At 41.4% G+C, this 17,290-nt stretch carries 18 protein-coding genes; 2 read left to right on the top strand and 16 right to left on the bottom strand.

Features of this window, described 5'->3' with window-relative positions:
• Nucleotides 1–9: 9 nt before the first annotated feature.
• From JYB65_RS08400 to JYB65_RS08335, 14 genes are all read right to left on the bottom strand, one after another.
• Nucleotides 10–756 carry a DUF2232 domain-containing protein gene (locus JYB65_RS08400; protein WP_206582198.1) on the bottom strand — a complete coding sequence of 249 codons (747 nt, stop codon included), beginning with the start codon at nt 754–756 and terminating at the stop codon, nt 10–12.
• 318 nt (nt 757–1,074) lie between these two features.
• Nucleotides 1,075–1,305 carry a 30S ribosomal protein S18 gene (rpsR, locus tag JYB65_RS08395; RefSeq protein WP_342366646.1) on the bottom strand — a complete coding sequence of 77 codons (231 nt, stop codon included), beginning with the start codon at nt 1,303–1,305 and terminating at the stop codon, nt 1,075–1,077.
• A gap of 30 nt (nt 1,306–1,335) precedes the next feature.
• Nucleotides 1,336–1,764, bottom strand: a complete 429-nt coding sequence (locus JYB65_RS08390; protein ID WP_206582196.1) for a single-stranded DNA-binding protein — start codon at nt 1,762–1,764, stop codon at nt 1,336–1,338.
• Nucleotides 1,765–1,776: 12 nt separating this feature from the next.
• Nucleotides 1,777–2,064, bottom strand: a complete 288-nt coding sequence (gene rpsF / locus JYB65_RS08385; protein ID WP_206582195.1) for a 30S ribosomal protein S6 — start codon at nt 2,062–2,064, stop codon at nt 1,777–1,779.
• Between the two features lie 269 nt (nt 2,065–2,333).
• Nucleotides 2,334–3,251: an ABC transporter permease gene (locus JYB65_RS08380; protein WP_206582194.1), complete on the bottom strand. Its 918-nt coding sequence runs from the start codon at nt 3,249–3,251 to the stop codon at nt 2,334–2,336.
• A complete protein-coding gene (locus JYB65_RS08375) occupies nt 3,235–4,308 on the bottom strand; it encodes an ABC transporter permease (protein WP_206582193.1) in 1,074 nt (357 codons plus the stop codon). Before JYB65_RS08375 ends, JYB65_RS08380 begins: the two co-directional genes overlap by 17 nt.
• Complete coding sequence (locus JYB65_RS08370) at nt 4,301–5,857, bottom strand: ABC transporter ATP-binding protein (protein WP_206582192.1); 1,557 nt, start codon at nt 5,855–5,857, stop codon at nt 4,301–4,303. Before JYB65_RS08370 ends, JYB65_RS08375 begins: the two co-directional genes overlap by 8 nt.
• Nucleotides 5,858–6,080: 223 nt before the next feature.
• Nucleotides 6,081–7,175 (bottom strand): BMP family ABC transporter substrate-binding protein, encoded by a 1,095-nt coding sequence (locus tag JYB65_RS08365; protein WP_206582191.1) that lies wholly within the window; start codon nt 7,173–7,175, stop codon nt 6,081–6,083.
• Between the two features lie 53 nt (nt 7,176–7,228).
• The gene (locus JYB65_RS08360; RefSeq protein WP_206582190.1) at nt 7,229–7,921 is read right to left on the bottom strand and encodes a Crp/Fnr family transcriptional regulator; all 693 of its coding nucleotides are present in this window, start codon (nt 7,919–7,921) and stop codon (nt 7,229–7,231) included.
• A 108-nt stretch (nt 7,922–8,029) separates the two neighbouring features.
• Nucleotides 8,030–9,331, bottom strand: a complete 1,302-nt coding sequence (locus JYB65_RS08355) for a class II aldolase/adducin family protein (protein WP_206582189.1) — start codon at nt 9,329–9,331, stop codon at nt 8,030–8,032.
• Nucleotides 9,332–9,469: 138 nt separating this feature from the next.
• Nucleotides 9,470–10,438, bottom strand: coding sequence for a nucleoside hydrolase (locus tag JYB65_RS08350; protein ID WP_206582188.1), 969 nt, complete (start codon nt 10,436–10,438; stop codon nt 9,470–9,472).
• A 157-nt stretch (nt 10,439–10,595) separates the two neighbouring features.
• Nucleotides 10,596–11,561, bottom strand: a complete 966-nt coding sequence (locus JYB65_RS08345) for a substrate-binding domain-containing protein (RefSeq protein ID WP_206582187.1) — start codon at nt 11,559–11,561, stop codon at nt 10,596–10,598.
• A 269-nt stretch (nt 11,562–11,830) separates the two neighbouring features.
• Nucleotides 11,831–12,772, bottom strand: a complete 942-nt coding sequence (locus JYB65_RS08340; protein WP_206582186.1) for an AEC family transporter — start codon at nt 12,770–12,772, stop codon at nt 11,831–11,833.
• Between the two features lies 1 nt (nt 12,773).
• Complete coding sequence (locus JYB65_RS08335; RefSeq protein WP_206582232.1) at nt 12,774–13,697, bottom strand: nucleotidyltransferase family protein; 924 nt, start codon at nt 13,695–13,697, stop codon at nt 12,774–12,776.
• Nucleotides 13,698–14,135: 438 nt separating this feature from the next.
• Between JYB65_RS08335 and JYB65_RS08330 the strand changes: the two genes are divergently transcribed.
• Nucleotides 14,136–14,684: a ferredoxin domain-containing protein gene (locus JYB65_RS08330; protein ID WP_206582185.1), complete on the top strand. Its 549-nt coding sequence runs from the start codon at nt 14,136–14,138 to the stop codon at nt 14,682–14,684.
• 30 nt (nt 14,685–14,714) lie between these two features.
• On the opposite strand, the gene idi is transcribed toward JYB65_RS08330, so the two are convergent.
• Together idi and JYB65_RS08320 are read right to left on the bottom strand one after the other, a co-directional pair.
• Nucleotides 14,715–15,296, bottom strand: coding sequence for an isopentenyl-diphosphate Delta-isomerase (idi, locus tag JYB65_RS08325; protein ID WP_206582184.1), 582 nt, complete (start codon nt 15,294–15,296; stop codon nt 14,715–14,717).
• 4 nt (nt 15,297–15,300) lie between these two features.
• Nucleotides 15,301–15,963, bottom strand: a complete 663-nt coding sequence (locus tag JYB65_RS08320) for a phosphatase PAP2 family protein (RefSeq protein WP_206582183.1) — start codon at nt 15,961–15,963, stop codon at nt 15,301–15,303.
• A gap of 309 nt (nt 15,964–16,272) precedes the next feature.
• Here JYB65_RS08320 and JYB65_RS08315 point away from each other — a divergent pair, with 309 nt between their 5' ends.
• Nucleotides 16,273–17,019, top strand: coding sequence for a lysophospholipid acyltransferase family protein (locus JYB65_RS08315; RefSeq protein ID WP_206582182.1), 747 nt, complete (start codon nt 16,273–16,275; stop codon nt 17,017–17,019).
• Nucleotides 17,020–17,290 lie beyond the last annotated feature (271 nt).

Below are 17,290 nucleotides of genomic sequence, written 5' to 3'. Positions count from 1 at the left end.
TATTCTTTGTCACTGTCTTTTTATGCGTACCTTTCTCAGTCCTAAGGCTAAATCTAAAAATCCTAAGGCAGATAAAAGCAGTTTTCCCAAATTCGTACACATAAATACAATACAAAGCAACGCGGCAATGACTTTAGGCTGTCTCTTACTTTCAATAAAATAAAAAATGACAGCCATCCCCTGTATTTCAAATGCGAGTTCAAAAAGAATCTGTATGTTGATTTGCAATACGTTCCCTTGTTCAAAACCGAACGAAACAACAATCCAAGTTAAAGCATAAATTAATATCCATCCCCAAAGGGCCTTCCACGGCATAGAGAAATTTTTAAATTTCGAAAGCTGAGGCAATGGCTCCTTCTTCTTTAAACTAGCTTTGCTAATTATCAGATACTCAAAATAGGCTATAATGGTTGCCCAAGAAAGAATTACTGCAGGCAATGCATTAATAGCATACGTATAAATCTGAGAAATCGCGCTCACTCTTTCTGTAAAAGATTGCTCTTCAAGTCCCGCTAATTTAACGAATTCACTATTTGCTGCCATGTTTTCAGAAATCGTTTGCAAATTTTCTGCAATTGTTTGCCCTACCGGCATGCCGTTTAATGCCGCAATAACAAAAAACAGCACCATTGCTAAAGCTACACCAATGACACCTTCCAGTATTGCTCTATAGCCGCTTCCACTTTTCCTAGCTGCCATCACCATGATCGGCACCGGTAAAAAAAGCACTGCTGAAAAAATAATTAATGTATACATCCAAATCTCCCTAATCTATAACCGTTTAATTATATCATACCCGAATACAAATTTCAAACAAATGAGTCAAAGCCAATTGTGTAGATTTGTTGAAATTTCAATCCTCAATATATGGTCTTAAAAAGCATAATCATACTATATTTGGTAATATGCTTATCCTTTTAAGCTCTCTTTATCTATTAGAAGTATTTTTTCTGTCATTTCTATAAACAAAGTGGCTTCACCGCACTTCCCCTTTTTTATCTGCTGGAAAATCTTCCGATATTTCCTAGCAGATAAAAAAAGAGAGCGTTTAATCGCTCTCTCCGTTTCAATCAATTAGTCAGCTACGTAAGGTATTAAAGCAACAATTCTTGCTCTCTTGATAGCCTTTGTAACTTCTCTCTGATGAATCGCACAAGTTCCTGTGATTCTCTTAGGAAGAATCTTACCTCTTTCAGTAATATACTTCTTTAGCTTATCTACATCCTTGTAATCGATTGCTTCCGTTTTATCGGCACAGAACTGGCAAACCTTTTTTCTTCTCATGCCGCCACGTCTTTTATCCATCATAGCGTTATACGCTCCTTTCTTCAAAACTTAAAATGGAATATCATCATCATCTAATGATGAAAAGCCCTCCGGTATGGATGGCTCGTCCAGAGGCTGGAATCCGGAAGGTACGGAACTTCTCATTCCTTCTCCGCCTTTATCGCCCCACTCTAGGAACTCCACTCTATCCGCTACTACATCTGTGGTGTACACCGTAGCACCCTCTTTATTCTTGTAGCTTCCCGTCTGAATTCTTCCCTGAATCCCTACAAGCCTTCCTTTTGTAAGAAATCTCTCACAATTTTCAGCCTGCTTACCAAAAACGGTGACTCTCGGGAAGTCCGTTTGTTTCTCTTTTCCCTGTCGCACCGGTCTGTCTATAGCAACGGTAAACGTCGCTACCGCCATCTGGCTTTCAGGAATATATCGAACTTCAGGGTCTCTTGTAAGTCTGCCTATTAAGACAACACTGTTCATAATGTACCCCTCCTATTTCTCGTCCTTATTTACGATAAGATGTCTGATTACTGAGTCGGAAATTCTAAGTCTTCTATCTAATTCCTTTGGTAAGTCTGTACTTCCCTGGAACTGAATAACTACATAGTAGCCTTCGTTCTTCTTCTGGATCGGATAAGCAAGCTTTTTCATTCCCCATACATCAACTTTTCCAACTTCTCCGTCTGCAGCGATGATTTCCTGTACAGTTTCTACTGTAGCATTCCTCTTCTCTTCTTCTAAAGCTGAGTCGATAATAAACATAACTTCATAATTTACCATTTTTTCACCTCCCTATGGACTAAATGGTGCCGGCACTACCGGCACAGGCAGTTTCGCTCATACAGCTTTGCTCTATGAACTCCTCGTATAGTATTGTCCGATATTATTCTGCAAATACAATCAGACAATTTCAGCACGCTTTGCCTTCCGTAAATAACAGCCGGACAAAATCATGCCTTTTAATTATACAATAAAAACTTTAAATTGCAAGCAATTTTTATAAAAACAGTATACCTGGTCTATATTTAATGAACCAAAATTTAATATTTTCATAATTTTTTTCCCTTTTTCTGCTCTCTTGCTGCATAAATGGTCAACGCAACGATGGTCAAAAGATACGGCACCAATCTCGTTAATTGACTTGGAATATTAAAAATTTGAAGGCTGCTCGACAGCGCATCCGCAAATCCAAATAACAGCGATGATATCAACGATAAGCCCGGAAGCCCTTTTCCCATCGCTTCTGCCGCCAGTGCGATAAAGCCTCTGCCTGCCACCATGTCTTTTGTAAACATGGACAAATAGCCCATGGACATAAAGGCTCCGCCCATTCCTGCAATGGCACCGGAAATCAGCAAGGCGAGCATACGAATTTTATGAACGGAAATTCCTGCCGTCTCTACTGCGGAAGGAAGTTCTCCTGCTGCACGAATATACGTGCCTGTACGTGTTTTATATAAAAATATAGTCAGCAAAATAAGTACAATAATCGCGATATAAGTCAAGGCATTCTGGCCTGAAAGAATATCCCCTATAACAGGAATATCCTTGATGATCGGAATATTCACACTGGGGATCACCTTGCTCGGAAGCTTCGTGGAAACCCCCTTATCGCCTGTCAGTATATACAGCACAAAGACCGTTAAGCCGCTTGCCATCAGGTTCAACGCGATCGCAGATAAAAATACATCCGTGCCTAATTTCAAGTGACAAAAGGCAAGAATACCGGAGTAGACCATTCCCGTCAATATGGCAATCAACAAGCCCAGCCAGGCGCTTTGTGTATAAGCACTGCCTATAACCCCTGCCAACGCTGCCACTAACATCGTCCCTTCTACGCCTATATTTAATACACCCGCCCGGTCTGAAATCAACACGGCCATTGTCGCGAAAAGAATGGGCGTCGTTACACGGATGACCGACTCTAGGAAAGCGATTGAAAAAATTACATCAATTAGTTTTTCCATCTGCCAACGCCTCCTTTATAATGACTTTTTTCTTAATGCGGCTCAATAATGCGGAAGCGGTTACAAGAATAATCATAATTGCCTGAATAACAGTAATGAGCTCCGAAGGGATATCTCCCGATCGAGCCATTACATTGGCTCCAATACGCAAATACGCAAGAAATAGCGCCGCGATCGGAACCAATTGAGGTTTGTTCCCTGCCAGTATAGCAACGATTACACCGTCCCATCCATAACCCGGAAGAGCAGTCCACTGGAAGCGGGAATACATCCCCATGACTTCAACAGCTCCGCCAAGTCCGGCAATTGCACCGCCTGCAAGCTGAGAAAGAATGATTACCTTTGCGACTTGGATTCCGGAGTAATTCGCATAATCCTTGTTTTGTCCCAGTACACGGACAGAATACCCTGTTTTTGTCCTATAGAGGAACATATAGCTGATAATCACCAGCAGCACAGCGATCAATACACCGAAGTTGACGGAAGTTCCCGGAATTAAGTTTGCTATTTTAGAGTCCTGCGGCAGCTGATAGGAAGCCAGGGCTCCAAACTGCGGATCTCGTATGTAATTAGTCAGCAAGTAAAGCCCCAAGTACAAAATGATATAGTTGAGCATCAACGAAGATACCAATTCATCCGCATTGAATTTTGCTTTCAGGACACCCGGTATATAACAAATCACCGCTCCGGTGACGGCGCCGACCAGCATCGGTACAATGAGCGCAAGGCCAACCGGTAAATTCCACATCGTGGCAGCAGCGGCTGCAAACATGGCTCCCATGAAAAATGCTCCTTCTGCAGCAACATTAAACAGAGACGCTTGAAACATGATGCAAATAGCAATTCCTGTGAACGTAAATGTGGAGGCCATTGAGATGACATTTCCAAAGTTTCGTTGGGAAGAAAAAGGGCCTGTCAGCAAATCGAAAATAGATTTCGCCGGATTGTCACTGAATATAATAATTAAAATAAAGGCGATGATCAGGGAAATCATCACTGCCAATAGGGTGGTCGCGGAAGAGAACCATACGTTTTTATTCTGCAATTTTTCAAGCATGGTAAGCCCTCCTTATTTCCTCTTCTGTTTGTGTTTCTACACCTAACATAAATTTCCCCAACTGATGTTCACTGATTGTTGAAGGTTCTTCCAGATAAGCAGATAGCTTCCCATCGTAAATCACCAGCATCGAATCCGACAATTTGTAGAGTTCCTCTAAATCGGCCGAAATCAGGAGTACCGCACAATTTTCATCCCGTAAGCGAATCAACCGCTCGTGAATAAATTTCGCAGCGCCCACATCGATCCCTCTTGTCGGTTGTTCGGCAATAATCAGTTTTACGTTTTCCTGTGTAAACTCTCTGGCTACAACCACCTTTTGCATATTTCCGCCGGACAGCATTTCTACTTCCGTCAATGGCGACTTACACTTAATCAGATACTCCTGAACCAGTTCCTGACTAAGCTTTCGAATCGCTTTTCCGTTCATCAGCTTTGCTTTGTTATAAAGCTCCGGCTGTTTCAGTTTCGTCGTAATCAAATTGTCTTCCACCGACATCTGCTTTGTCACCCCTAAGGTCATTCGATCGCTGGGGATATATGCCATTCCCATGTCTCTTAGTTTTCTGATCGTTTTGCCTTTAGTGTCTGCTCCGAACATGGTGATGTTACCGCCAGAAAGCCTTAATAACCCTGTTATTAATCCGGTCAATTCATTTTGTCCGTTCCCTTCCACGCCGGCAATTCCAACAATTTCTCCTGCTCGAACAGAAAACGAGATATCGTCAACTACCGCTTTTTTATCGGCATCAATGAAACGTGCATGTTCCACAGACAATACGGTTTCTTTCGGTTGCGCAGGCTTTTTCTCGATATCGGAGGAGTATTTCGATCCCATCATCAACGCAGAAATATCCGATTCAGTCACTTCAGCAGTAGGTACAGTTGTTATCATTTTTCCTGCCCGCATCACGCTTATCCGATCAGAGATTTCTTTTACCTCTCTTAACTTATGCGTGATAAATATCACTGTGAAGTCTTGATCCTTCAGAAGTTTGAGCTGCGCAAAAAGCTCCGTTGTTTCCTGCGGTGTTAACACTGCCGTCGGCTCATCCAAGATTAATATTTTAGCTCCGCGATACAATGCCTTGAGAATTTCAACTTTTTGTTTGATCCCAACAGGCAAATCTTTTACGAGGGTATCCGGATTCATTTTTAAATTAAATTGTTCTGCTAATTCCGAAACCCTTTTTTGAGCTTCTTTTTTATCAATAAAACCTCTTTTTAGTGGTTCGTATCCTAACGTAATATTTTCCGTAACGGAAAAGCTTTCCACCAGCATAAAATGCTGATGCACCATACCGATTCCTTTTGCCATCGCCTCCTGTGGAGATTGAAAGCGCTGAGGCTCGCCATCCAAGATTAGTTCTCCATGATCCGGCTTTTCAAGCCCAAATAATATTTTCATCAGGGTGCTCTTCCCCGCTCCGTTTTCACCTACGAGCGCATGAATTTCCCCTTTACCAATCGAAAAATTGACCCGCTGGTTAGCATAAACGCCATTTCCATATATCTTGGATATTTCTCGCATTTCCAGTAATTCATCCATGTGTATTTCCTCATTTAATCCATTCGTCAATCGACGTTAACGTCTTACAAAAAAGTGGCTTCCGCCCCTCTGCACTTCCTTTTTTTATTCAATAGGAAACGATATTTCCTATTGAATAAAACTACAAGGCTGCCCAACTGGCGTACACTATCACCCATACCAAAAGGACAACCTTGATAAATTTTAATTAAGTATTGTTGTTTTATACGATTAAAAAATTCGTTTATAATGCGACAGAATCTTTTAACGCTTTAATTTCATCCGTGGACATATCAAAGGCACTTGGCACTTTAATTTCTCCGTTCTGAATCTTTGTTTGCAGCTCATCAAGCTTATCAATTGTTTCCTGCGGAACAATGCCTCTATAGATATCATTATCAGCGAGACCTACTGCTTTCTCAGCCATTCCTAATGCTTCTGTTTCTCCATACGGACAAGTTCCGTCTATCGTCATTTTAACCGCTCTCAAAATAGCCTGGTCAATATTCTTCATAGCTGAAGTAACAATAATTTTACTTGCATCCGGATCATCTTTCTGCAATGCTAAAGCCTGGTCAGCATCGACGCCTATTGCCAAGGTGCCCTTGTCTTTGCACGCATCAATTACACCAAGGCCTGCCTGAGCGGCGCATTGAAATACAACTGCAGATTTTGCATTAATCTGAGCGGTTGCCAATTCCTTTGCTCTTGCCGTATCGGAGAAATCTCCAATGATCGAAAGGGCCACTTTGATGTTAGGATCTGTATCTTTTGCTCCTTGGATATATCCAACCAGGAAGTCATTTAATACCGGAATATCCATTGCATATACGGAAGATATGATTCCTGAACCGTTGGTGATTTTCGGATCGGTAGCCAATGAAGCAGCAAGTGCTCCTGCTAAATACATCATCTCATTCTGCTTGAAAGTAATGGAGTAAACATTGTCAGCATCGACTTCTGAGTCATAAATGATGAATTTCTTGTCCGGATATTGCGGAGCAACTTTTGCAAGAAGTTCCTGCATCTGATATGTACCGACAATAATCACGTCATAATCGGAATCGCAGAAATCATATAATGTAGATTCCCAAATGGTATTGTCAAATCCCATTTCTACGACTTTGGTCTCACAGCCCAATTGTTCTTTAACAAGCTCCATGCCGACTTTAGACGAATCAAAGAAAGACTTATCGCCTAAGTTACCGTTCAATAAACAAACGACTTTTAAGGCATCACCTTTCGAGTCCTTTTCGCCTTCTTTGCTGCTGCTTCCACAGCCTGCGAATGAAGTTATTACCAGTGTCAATACCAGTAATAAAGCAAGCATTTTTTTCATTTCTTCCTCCTTTTTGGCAATCAGAGAATGCCTAATTCTTATCGCTTTTATTTTCAATCAGTTTCAGTCCTGAATTGATTGACATATGGAGATTGAGCCAGCATTCCTTTTTGTTCATTGGAAATATAGATTTTCCGATGATTCATCGTAATATATCCTTCTTCTGCCAGCTTTTGAACACATCGATTAATGGTACGGACACTGACACCACATCGCTGCGCAAGCTCATTTCGTGTCACCCGAAGCAAACCAGCCTCTGCAAAAATGAGCCTGGAGCTTAACATTTCAATCGCACTACTTTGAACGTGAAGCACAATTTCGTTTGATGCTTGCTGAATCTTTTTCGCGAGAGATTCTATTAATATTAAACATAATCCGATATCCCGTTGTGTCCATTTGATAAAGGTAGATACCGACATTGAAATTAACGTACAGCGTGTAACGGTCTTTGCACTAAACCGCATCGTTCTGCCCTTAATGAGCGCTTCCATCTCTCCGACAACTCCGCCCTTTTCCAAAAAAACGACCTGCATCTCTCTGCCGCTCAAATCATTTTCAAAAACGCTTACAGTACCGTCACAAATTAAGTATACCTTTGTAAGGTCCGCTCCCTGATAAAATATTTTCTCCCCTGCCTTATACGTTATCAAACTACATTTTTCCCAAATATCTTCCGGCATCGATTGAATCAACCGTTCGACAAAAGGATATTTTTTTATAATCTCTTCTTTTTTTACTATATTCATAGCAGCCTTTCATCCCTTTTTTTAACACTTGATGAATAGGACTAATTTGTATTAAAGAGTATATCATTATAGCAATATTCAGAAATATGACATTTGTCCTATTATATGTTAAATTATCCCAAAATTTTTCTTTAAATCTATTATTTGATTCTCCGTAATGCTTATTGGATGCCCCCCCAGTAATTTTACATTCCACACGGCTTCCGCACTGAATTCTGCCACTTCAAGCCGATCAAAAGCATTAAAGACACTGCTGCCTGTACAGATAAAGCAATCATTTTCAACGATTGCCACAGGCGAATTTGGCCCCAGATACGCTGCGAGCTCCTTTTGCCCGTTAATCGTTGAACCAAATGGAAACTTCTTCATCTCACGCAAAACAATGTAGCACTCCGGTATCGTTCGTACATCATAGTCCAAATCGGTCACTGCAAATACCATCGCATTTGGCGGTGCCGCCATGATAATGGATTGGATCTCCGGATTCTCCTCGTAGATTTTTTGATGCAGCAGCGCACTTTTCGCAGGCGTTTTTCCTTTTTCCGCCATATACCCTTTTACCAGCACCAAATCCTCATCGCCAAGAGACGCATTATCCGCACCGCTTACCGTTATTACAAACAGATCTTCTTCCACTCTGGCAGAAATAACTCCTACGGAACTCGTCAGGAAATCCCGGTTATACGCTCTGCCCGCTAAATCCAGAATGCTTTTTCGGACTTCCCGTTCCTTTTGTGTTCTCTCCCCGACTGCAAGAGCTTCAAATTGCGGAGCCTTCGCCGAATGATAATCGTCAAGCTTTTCTTTCGATATCAAATGAGGCATTTGGCCTGTTAACGAAGCTGCTTTTGCTTGAATCCGTACACTGACATCTAGGTTTTGGAAGATTGCGAATGCGTCACTCAAGCCTTTTTCACTGGCGATAAAAGCGCCGTGATTCGCAAGAATAGCCGTATTAATGTCTGTTTGAAACGCTCTTGCCACAGCAGCTCTCAGCGCTTCCGTACCCGGGCATCCGTATCCTGCCAATCGGATTCCTTTTACTTGCTGTGCAATCCAAGGCAGCATGGCCGTTTCGGGTAATTGATGCATCAGGCTGATTGCTACTAATGCAGGCGGATGTGCATGTACGATTGCTGTGAACTCCGGCCGGTCCATAAGTATAGATCGATGTATTCCGGTTTCCATCGAGGCCTTTCTTTTTCCTTCAATGGTTCCATCCGGGCATATCTTTAGCATGTCACTGGCTTGATACCTTCCTTTGTCTCCGCCGGAAGGGGTCACCCAAATGTTGCCCTCCTTGTCTTTAAGGGATAGGTTCCCGCCCGATACGGTTGTAAGCTTTGCGTCATAGATTCGAGACATCACCAAACAAAGCTGCTGCGCGGGATTTAATGTATTCATCTTCATGTTTCCTAATTCTCCTTAGCGTAAGTCCATCTTAATTTTTATAGCTTATCCAATATTTGTTATTGCTATCTACAGTATATTCATTTGTTCCTTCCGCTGTCAAAGAATATTCAACCTAAATCCTTACTGCGCCCTCACTTAGACGTATTTTGAAACATACGGCTTCTTCATATGCTCGCAAACCATCTTTACGAACTTTTCACGGTCTACTTTTTTGGCAATATAACAATTTGGTTTTTTATCGGTTAGATGCCAAATATCAGCCACCACTTCGCCCGCTGTCAATTCATCCTTCGTGGAAATATCCGCCCAAACATGCTCATATTCGATTAATGTGTCATCAATCAGCATGCCCACACAAAGCGCGTCATGAATCGGTATACTATAAAAGTTGAACAATCTTTCATGGGTGATTCCGAAGAAATCCAACAATTCTGCGACAATAACAGAAATTTTATCTCCCTGAGCCCTTAACGTTTCTACATCTTCTTTCATAAATACAGCCTTCATGGAGACATCCAATGTATTCAGATAAACATCACAGCCGCTGTTCAATACAATCTTTGCCGCTTCGGGGTCAAGAAATAAGTTAAACTCATTGGATGTATTCACATTTCCTTCCGTATAAACAGCCCCTCCCATGATGACGATTTTTTCAATTTTGTCCTTAATATCAGGTGCCATGATAAAAGCCGTCGCGATATTGGTTAAAGGTCCGGTAGGGATTAATGTAATCTTTTCGTCAGAAGCTCTAAGCGTATCAATGATAAAGTTCACCGCATGCTTTTCCTTGATCGGCGTAATGGAATCCGGTATATGGGGACCTCCTAATCCATCTTCGCCGTGAATCGCAATTCCGGTCTGGCGGTATTGCTCTTTCATCATAGGCTTTGGACAGCCTGCATATACGTCGATATCCGTTACATCGGCATAGTCCAGTACTCTTCGGGCATTTTTGGATGTATATCTTAGTTCACTGTTTCCTTGAACGGTAGTTACACCAAGGATTTGAATATTATCAGCCCGTGAAGCAAGTAAAAGTGCAATGGCATCATCATGTCCCGGATCGCAATCCATTATCACCTTTATCATTTTTTCATTACCCATTTTTTCCTCCGTGTTCAGAAAACCCTTATAAGGGTTTTACGGTTTGTTGTCTAAAATAACCATAAATTACCTCCAATGTACCATTTTTTGCGCTTTACGAATAGGACACGTGTCTTTTTCATATTATTTTAAAATTTTATCTTTTGAACCGTTATTTTTAATACGGAGAGTCCTCATCCAGATATTTTTCATAATTATTTCTGTCAACAATACTTGTAGCAATTATCCTGCTTGGCGCTATCTTCTGACCTTTTAAAACGGATACCGCTGTGTCTACTGCATCTTTAGCCATCGACGGACTGTACAAAGCGGACTGAAGCCAAATTTTTTTATTTTTACTCATCAGTTCAAAATACTCTTGACTGCCTCCCCCTCCGGTTACTACTTTAATATCTGTTCGTTTTGCCTTTTTAATTGCCTGCAGAACCCCTATGGAGGTTTCATCATCCATGGAATAAACGGCATCTATCTTTGTGTACGTAGCTAAAAGTTCGGTAAAGTCTTGTTGTGCAGCTTCTCTCGTTAACGTAGTTTCACAATCGATCCGATTCATGTCCGGAGCAATTTTAGTCATTCGTTCAACAAAGGCATTTTTACGTTCCTCTGTGGCGGAATCCTCTGTGGATACATCCATCAGGACTACATTCCCCTTCTTGCCGATTTTGTCAACAATATATTGTGCGCTTTGACTTCCCATCCCATTGTTATCGCCGATAACGCTATAAATGCCGTTTACGTTCATCTGGATATCGCAATTCACAACAACGACTCCTTGATTAATGACAGCTTGAAGCGGTTCTTCGAGTCCTTTCCACTGGGGAAAAGCAACAATAGCATCACAGCCCCAAGCCATAAGCTCGTCAAGTTGTGATGCCATTTCTGCTGAATCTGCTGCTGTAAAAAGTTTATATTCTACTTGATTATTCAATTCCTTGCATCGCTGTTCCGCATAATAGGGAACAGCTGCAACCCATCCGTGTTCCACGGCCGGTGTTAAAATGCCGATTTTATATACCGAAGTCGATCCAATATTATTAACCGCTGCCGCCGAACACCCACAGCTGATTTCAATTAGAAAGACCACACCTACCAGAGAAAAAATTAGTCTGAGAATTTTTTTCATATTCTCTCCTCCCCTATTACCTGTTTTTGGTGAACATAGCGGCTTCGATTCACCTTCTTATCGCCTTTGCAAAGTCAGTAAGACTGCTTACCCCCAAAGAATTGCACATATCCACAATATCTGTTTGATCGGCTGTGGAAAACTCCGCACTTATACAGCATATATGTGGATATCGATAATCCGGGTATCACACAGCTTTCCGTTTCAGTGCTAAAAAGCAGAATAACGGTAACGCCATTCTGCCTATCTATTGCAAGTTAATCTATTATCTATATTGTTAAAAAGAATGGTCCTAAGATGACAATCCATAAAAACATTGTGAGCATCGAAGCCAAAGAAGTAAATACCACCAGATGCCCTGCAAGGACATCATCTCCTTCTAATTGCTGCGCTACCGCAAAAGTTGCTACGGCAACAGGTGCTGCGATCAGTGAAAAAATACAGCCAAGTTCATAATGCGTAAAATTCAGCCAAATGGCAAGAGGCATGATCATTCCCGGAATTAAAACGAGTTTTATCAGAACGACGGCAATAATCTGCTTGGTGTATTCTCCGGCGGAAGTAAATACAAAACTTCCTCCGAGCGTAATCAACGCCAGCGGAGTTGTTACCTTGCTCATATCCTTTAACGTCCCGAACAGCATGTCAGGAATCTTAATGCCACATGCAACAAATACTAAAGCCACGATGGTAGCCAGAAGCATCGGATTCGTTGCAACTCCTTTGAGAATACGAAGGGTACTTACCTTTTCATTTCGAAATGTTTCCAGTGCGATCACACTGAACAGATTATAAAGTATGGCCGCGAAGGCTACCACTATAGCCATCAGTCCGGCATACTGTTCTCCTATCAAAACCACGGTGACCGGAATGCCGAAATAAGCACCGTTTCCTCTGACCATTGCCTGTATTAAGGCTCCTCTTCGGGCATTTTGTTTTTCAAACTTAGGTACCAAAGCAAAGCTTATTAAAAATACGGCAGTTGTTACTGCAACCGTAAATACGACTAACCGAACATCCAGTACCTCCTGTATATTCGTCTGATACACATTGACAAACATCAATGCCGGCAGGAATAATAGGAAAATCATCTTATTTAACTCTTTGATAAAACGATCATTCAGTATTCCTACTTTTCTTGCCCCCAGCCCCACGAGCATCAAGAGCAAAATCGGCAGCACAACATGGACTGCTAAAATAATTGCTTCCATGTTATCCCCATATTTTTTCCGGGTAAAAGCCTTTGTCCTTCAAAGCCTGCAAAGAATCTACGACCATTTGCTTGTCTTCCTTATAAGTAACACCATACCACTTATCCTGGGATTTTAGGACTTTAACAGTTGCCGCACCTTCTTTTAAAAGGTCATCCACCGCTAATGGAAGATAGTATTCTCCCTTTAACGGATTTTCTAGGAACGCTTTATCTAAAAATGACGGGAATCTTCTAGCGATTTCATCCATCATGCTTCTGCTGAATCCCCAGAAATTCATGGATACCGGTGTTCCTCTCGGAATATCTGCCCAAGTATTTCCATCATCTTCAGTATATGCTATTGTTTTATCTTCCATCCATTTTATTTTGGTTCTTTCAACAATACCGGTTAAAAAACCATCTTCCGATGTATTGCAAACACCTCTCGCAACCGTTCCATTTTCGGTTAAGGTATTTTCGATGTTATAACCTACCATGCAATATCTGTATTTTTCATCGTCTTTTGTATTGCACAAGTATTCATATACGCTTTGGAAAGCTCCTGTTCCGTAATAATCGTCCGCATTAATGACGGCAAAAGGTCCGTCAATCATATCTCTGCAGCTTAATACGGCATGACATGTTCCCCAAGGTTTTTCTCTTCCCACCGGAACTGAATACCCTTCCGGTAAATCATGCAAGTCTTGGAATGCATATCGGATATTTAAGTGTTTCCCGGCTTTATTCCCGATCAGTTCACGAAAATCTGCTTCCAGTTCTTTTTTTATTACACAAATGACTTCCTTAAATCCGGCAAGGTATGCGTCATACAAAGAAAAGTCTATAATCAATTCCCCTGCAGAACCTACAGGATCCATTTGTTTTAACCCACCATAACGGCTGCCCATTCCGGCAGCCATAATTACTAAAATCGGTTCCCTCATTTTTTTCCAGCCTTTCAAATTTTTCTCCTGATTTTCAACTATTTTATTTTAGTTTGAGATAGTATAAGTGTAACCCATATTTATCCTAATTACAACCTTTTCAAACAGTCTTAACCTGTATATAATGAACGTATTGATTGAATACGGCGTTGCCTTTTTGCCCCAAGTTTACTTGGTCCGGCAAAACGGACAGCAGGGAGCGTCAGCGAGTCGGAGGCCAAGCCGTTGCCTTTTTTTCAAATTCACGAAGTGAATTTAGCGAAAAAACGGACAGCAGGGAGCGTCAGCGAGTCGGAGGCGAAGCCGTTGCCGCAAGGAAGCGTTCATTGAATCATACGGCGACATGCTTGTATGATATAATAAGTCTTAGGGTGTAGAAATATTATGATAATGCAATCATTCATGTTCTGCCAAAAAATTTTTAGGAGGAGTTCAAAAATGAAATATAACAGTACCGATGCGGAAAAGAGGGCAGCTTTTGCAGTAGCAGATTTAATGGCTGCAGCTGCAAGAACAGCCCCAAAGGCTTGTGGTGTAGATAATATTGAAGTGGCCATTTTAGATGGAGAAGAGAAAGATCGACTCGCAGAAGAAATGAGAAGAATCGCTGAAAAAACGGAGGCGGCTTTTTTCGAAAGAGATGCGGGCAATCTAGACAACAGTCATTGTGTTGTTTTGATCGGCGTCCGAAACAATCCGCTTGGCTTAGGCGATTGCGGATTCTGCGGATTTAAGAATTGCGGCGAGATGAAAAAAAGCGGTACGAACTGCACCTTCAATGTGACTGATTTAGGGATTGCCGTAGGCTCTGCTGTTTCCATTGCGGCCGATAACAGAATCGATAATCGCGTGATGTACACTGCCGGAAAAGCTGCCGTTTCACTTAAACTTCTAGGGGATCCTGTACAGGTCTGTTATGGTATTGCACTGGCTACATCCGCAAAGAATATCTTTTTTGACAGAGCGCCCGGCTGCGTTTTGGTTTAATACATTAAAAAAGTGGCTTCGCCACTCCTTTCATTCGCTGAGGCCTCCTTGTTCGGCAAAGAGGCTTCCGCCCTTCTGCACTTCCTTTATCTCATTGAGCACTCGATGCAGGATGATCTTAAACCAAGGTACAAATTTCTCCGGCGCCTCTGCCACTTCCTTTTCAACCTCTTCAAAGGAAATCCATCTCATAGCGGCGACTTCTTCCGGATTGTGGTTCCAAGTACCGTTATACTCTCCAATCAGGACGTGATCGTACTCGTGCTCATATAGATTTTCTTCGAATTGGTGTTCGTATTCAAAACTGAAAACCTCTTTTAGATCACAGCGAATTCCTGTTTCCTCAAACAACCTTTCCTTTGCATCCTCGAGTAAATCCATTTCCTCTCCAGGGTGAGAACAACAGGTATTGGCCCAAAGCCCTCCTGCGTGATATTTGTGAAAAGCCCTCTGCTGCAATAACAGCTTGGCTTCATGATATAAAAATATGGAAAATGCCCGATGACGTATTGGTGACCGATGCGCCTCCATCTTATCGGCTTTTCCGATAGGCCTGTCTTGACTGTCTACTAAAATTACTTCATTTCGTTCCACTGCATTTTTATTTTCCATTGCTTCACTTTCCTTTACCCCTCGCTTTGAATGACCGTTTTTTCTCCTTGTTTTGAATGCGTTCTATGATTTCAATCGCTCCCATTAAAATAACAATTCCCAGTGACCATCCGCCTACTACATCCGTAGGATAATGAACGCCTACATATACCCTGCTTATTCCGATCAATACAATCAAGACGATAAAGGTGGCTGCGATGGCTCTAGCGGCAGTTCTATCCTTTAGATTGTGTACTACAAGATAAGCAAATAGACCATAAAAAACAAGCCCGGTACAGGAATGCCCGCTCGGGAAACTATATCCTCCCTGGGTAATCAGAAACTCTGTCAATTCCGGTCTGGGACGATGTACGATGACTTTGAAATACGTTTGTATGGTTACTGATGCACAAGCTGTAATTGCTAATGGAAAACCGTATTTTCTACGGCTGCTTGCTAAAAATAGCAATACAATGCAAATTAGAATAATATTCTGTGAGTTTCCCAGATAGGTAATGCCAATCAATATGGGATTCAGTAAGTCCCCCCTAAAGCCGATCAGCATTTCTCGAAGAACTGTGTCAAAAGCCAGAGGCTGACCTGTGCTTAACGAATGGCATACAAAATATGCTGTAATGACGAAACACCCCAATGCTCCGCCAACTATCCATGCTCTTTTTTTATTCATGCTTTATTAACTCATATGGCCCTAATGGCCTTTCATTCTCCCCAATTCCCTTGATTTAGCAACGCATAATTGTTAATATTATACTCTTGTTTTAGATAAAATACTATTTAATCTTTCGTTTCTTTTGTGTTATACTGTTTTCAAATAAAAACATAGATATATTTGAAAACAATTCAATACTATTTTCCTCTCGGCAACGCCGTTAGAGACAATGCCATTGTCTCTAATTCAAATTTAAAATAGTATTATATTATACATAAAGCGGCACATGATTTGGTGTCGCTCCTGTGATCGTAGGAGGGTCTTCCGATGAAAATTATACGAAATATACCGATGGCTATTGAATTTCTCATGGCCCTGACTGAATTAGAACGATTTAAAAATGACATTTACAAATATAGAGACAGCGGCGATCTGGAACAGGAGAAGGAATTTATTCGAAAAGCGACTTCAAAATGGGGAATGCGCTTAGTGAAAGATCTGGATGTAGACTTACATGTAATCGGCAAAGAAAATCTGCCTGAAAAGGGGCCGGTTGTCTTCGTCCCAAACCATCAAGGATATGGAGATATTCCGGTATGCTGTGCCGTATTGGATAAATTCCAAACAGGCTTTATTGCGAAAAGGAGTCTATCAAAACTTCCTTTGTACGGACATTGGATCAAACATATCCGAAGTGTAATGATTGAACGTGATGACCCTCGGGACGCGCTGCGTGCCATTGAAAGCGGCATTGGACTCATCAAACAGGGCTTTTCTCTGGTTGTTTTCCCGGAAGGGCATCGAAGCAAAGGCGGTGACGTTGCTGAATTTAAAAAAGGAAGCCTTCGGCTTGCAACGAAAACCGGGGTCCCTGTTGTCCCGATTTCTATCAACGGAACGTATAAATTTTTTGAAGAAAAAGGCTATATGCAGCGGCATTTCAAGGTAGACTTTTTGATTCATCCACCTATTGAAACAGCTGGTCTAGACAGGGCTCAAGCTAATGCTCTTTCGGATACAGTTGAAGATATTGTTCGAAAAGGGTTAGAAGAACTAAGATCAATGAATAAATAAACACAGGTTAAATTCAAATTCTATAAAATCAACGGGCATAGCCTATTCAGGTAATGCCTCTTTTAAAATACTCATTATAAACAGGATTATTTTTCTATTTCAACGAGAATATGAATCATACAAGCTGATTTTCTAAATACCCTACTCACTTGGTCTGAAAATGTACCGTAGAATTGCAGAAAACAATTAAATCAATGCCAAAAAAAGTAAGAAAGGCAGTATCTTTAAGTTGTTTTAAGTTGACCCAGCATACTCTGCCTTTTAATTATTT

Origin of the sequence: Clostridium aminobutyricum, assembly GCF_017255415.1 — a bacterium.
Lineage (GTDB): Bacteria > Bacillota > Clostridia > Peptostreptococcales > Anaerovoracaceae > Aminipila > Aminipila aminobutyrica.
This window is presented reverse-complemented; position numbering and strand designations above follow the sequence as displayed.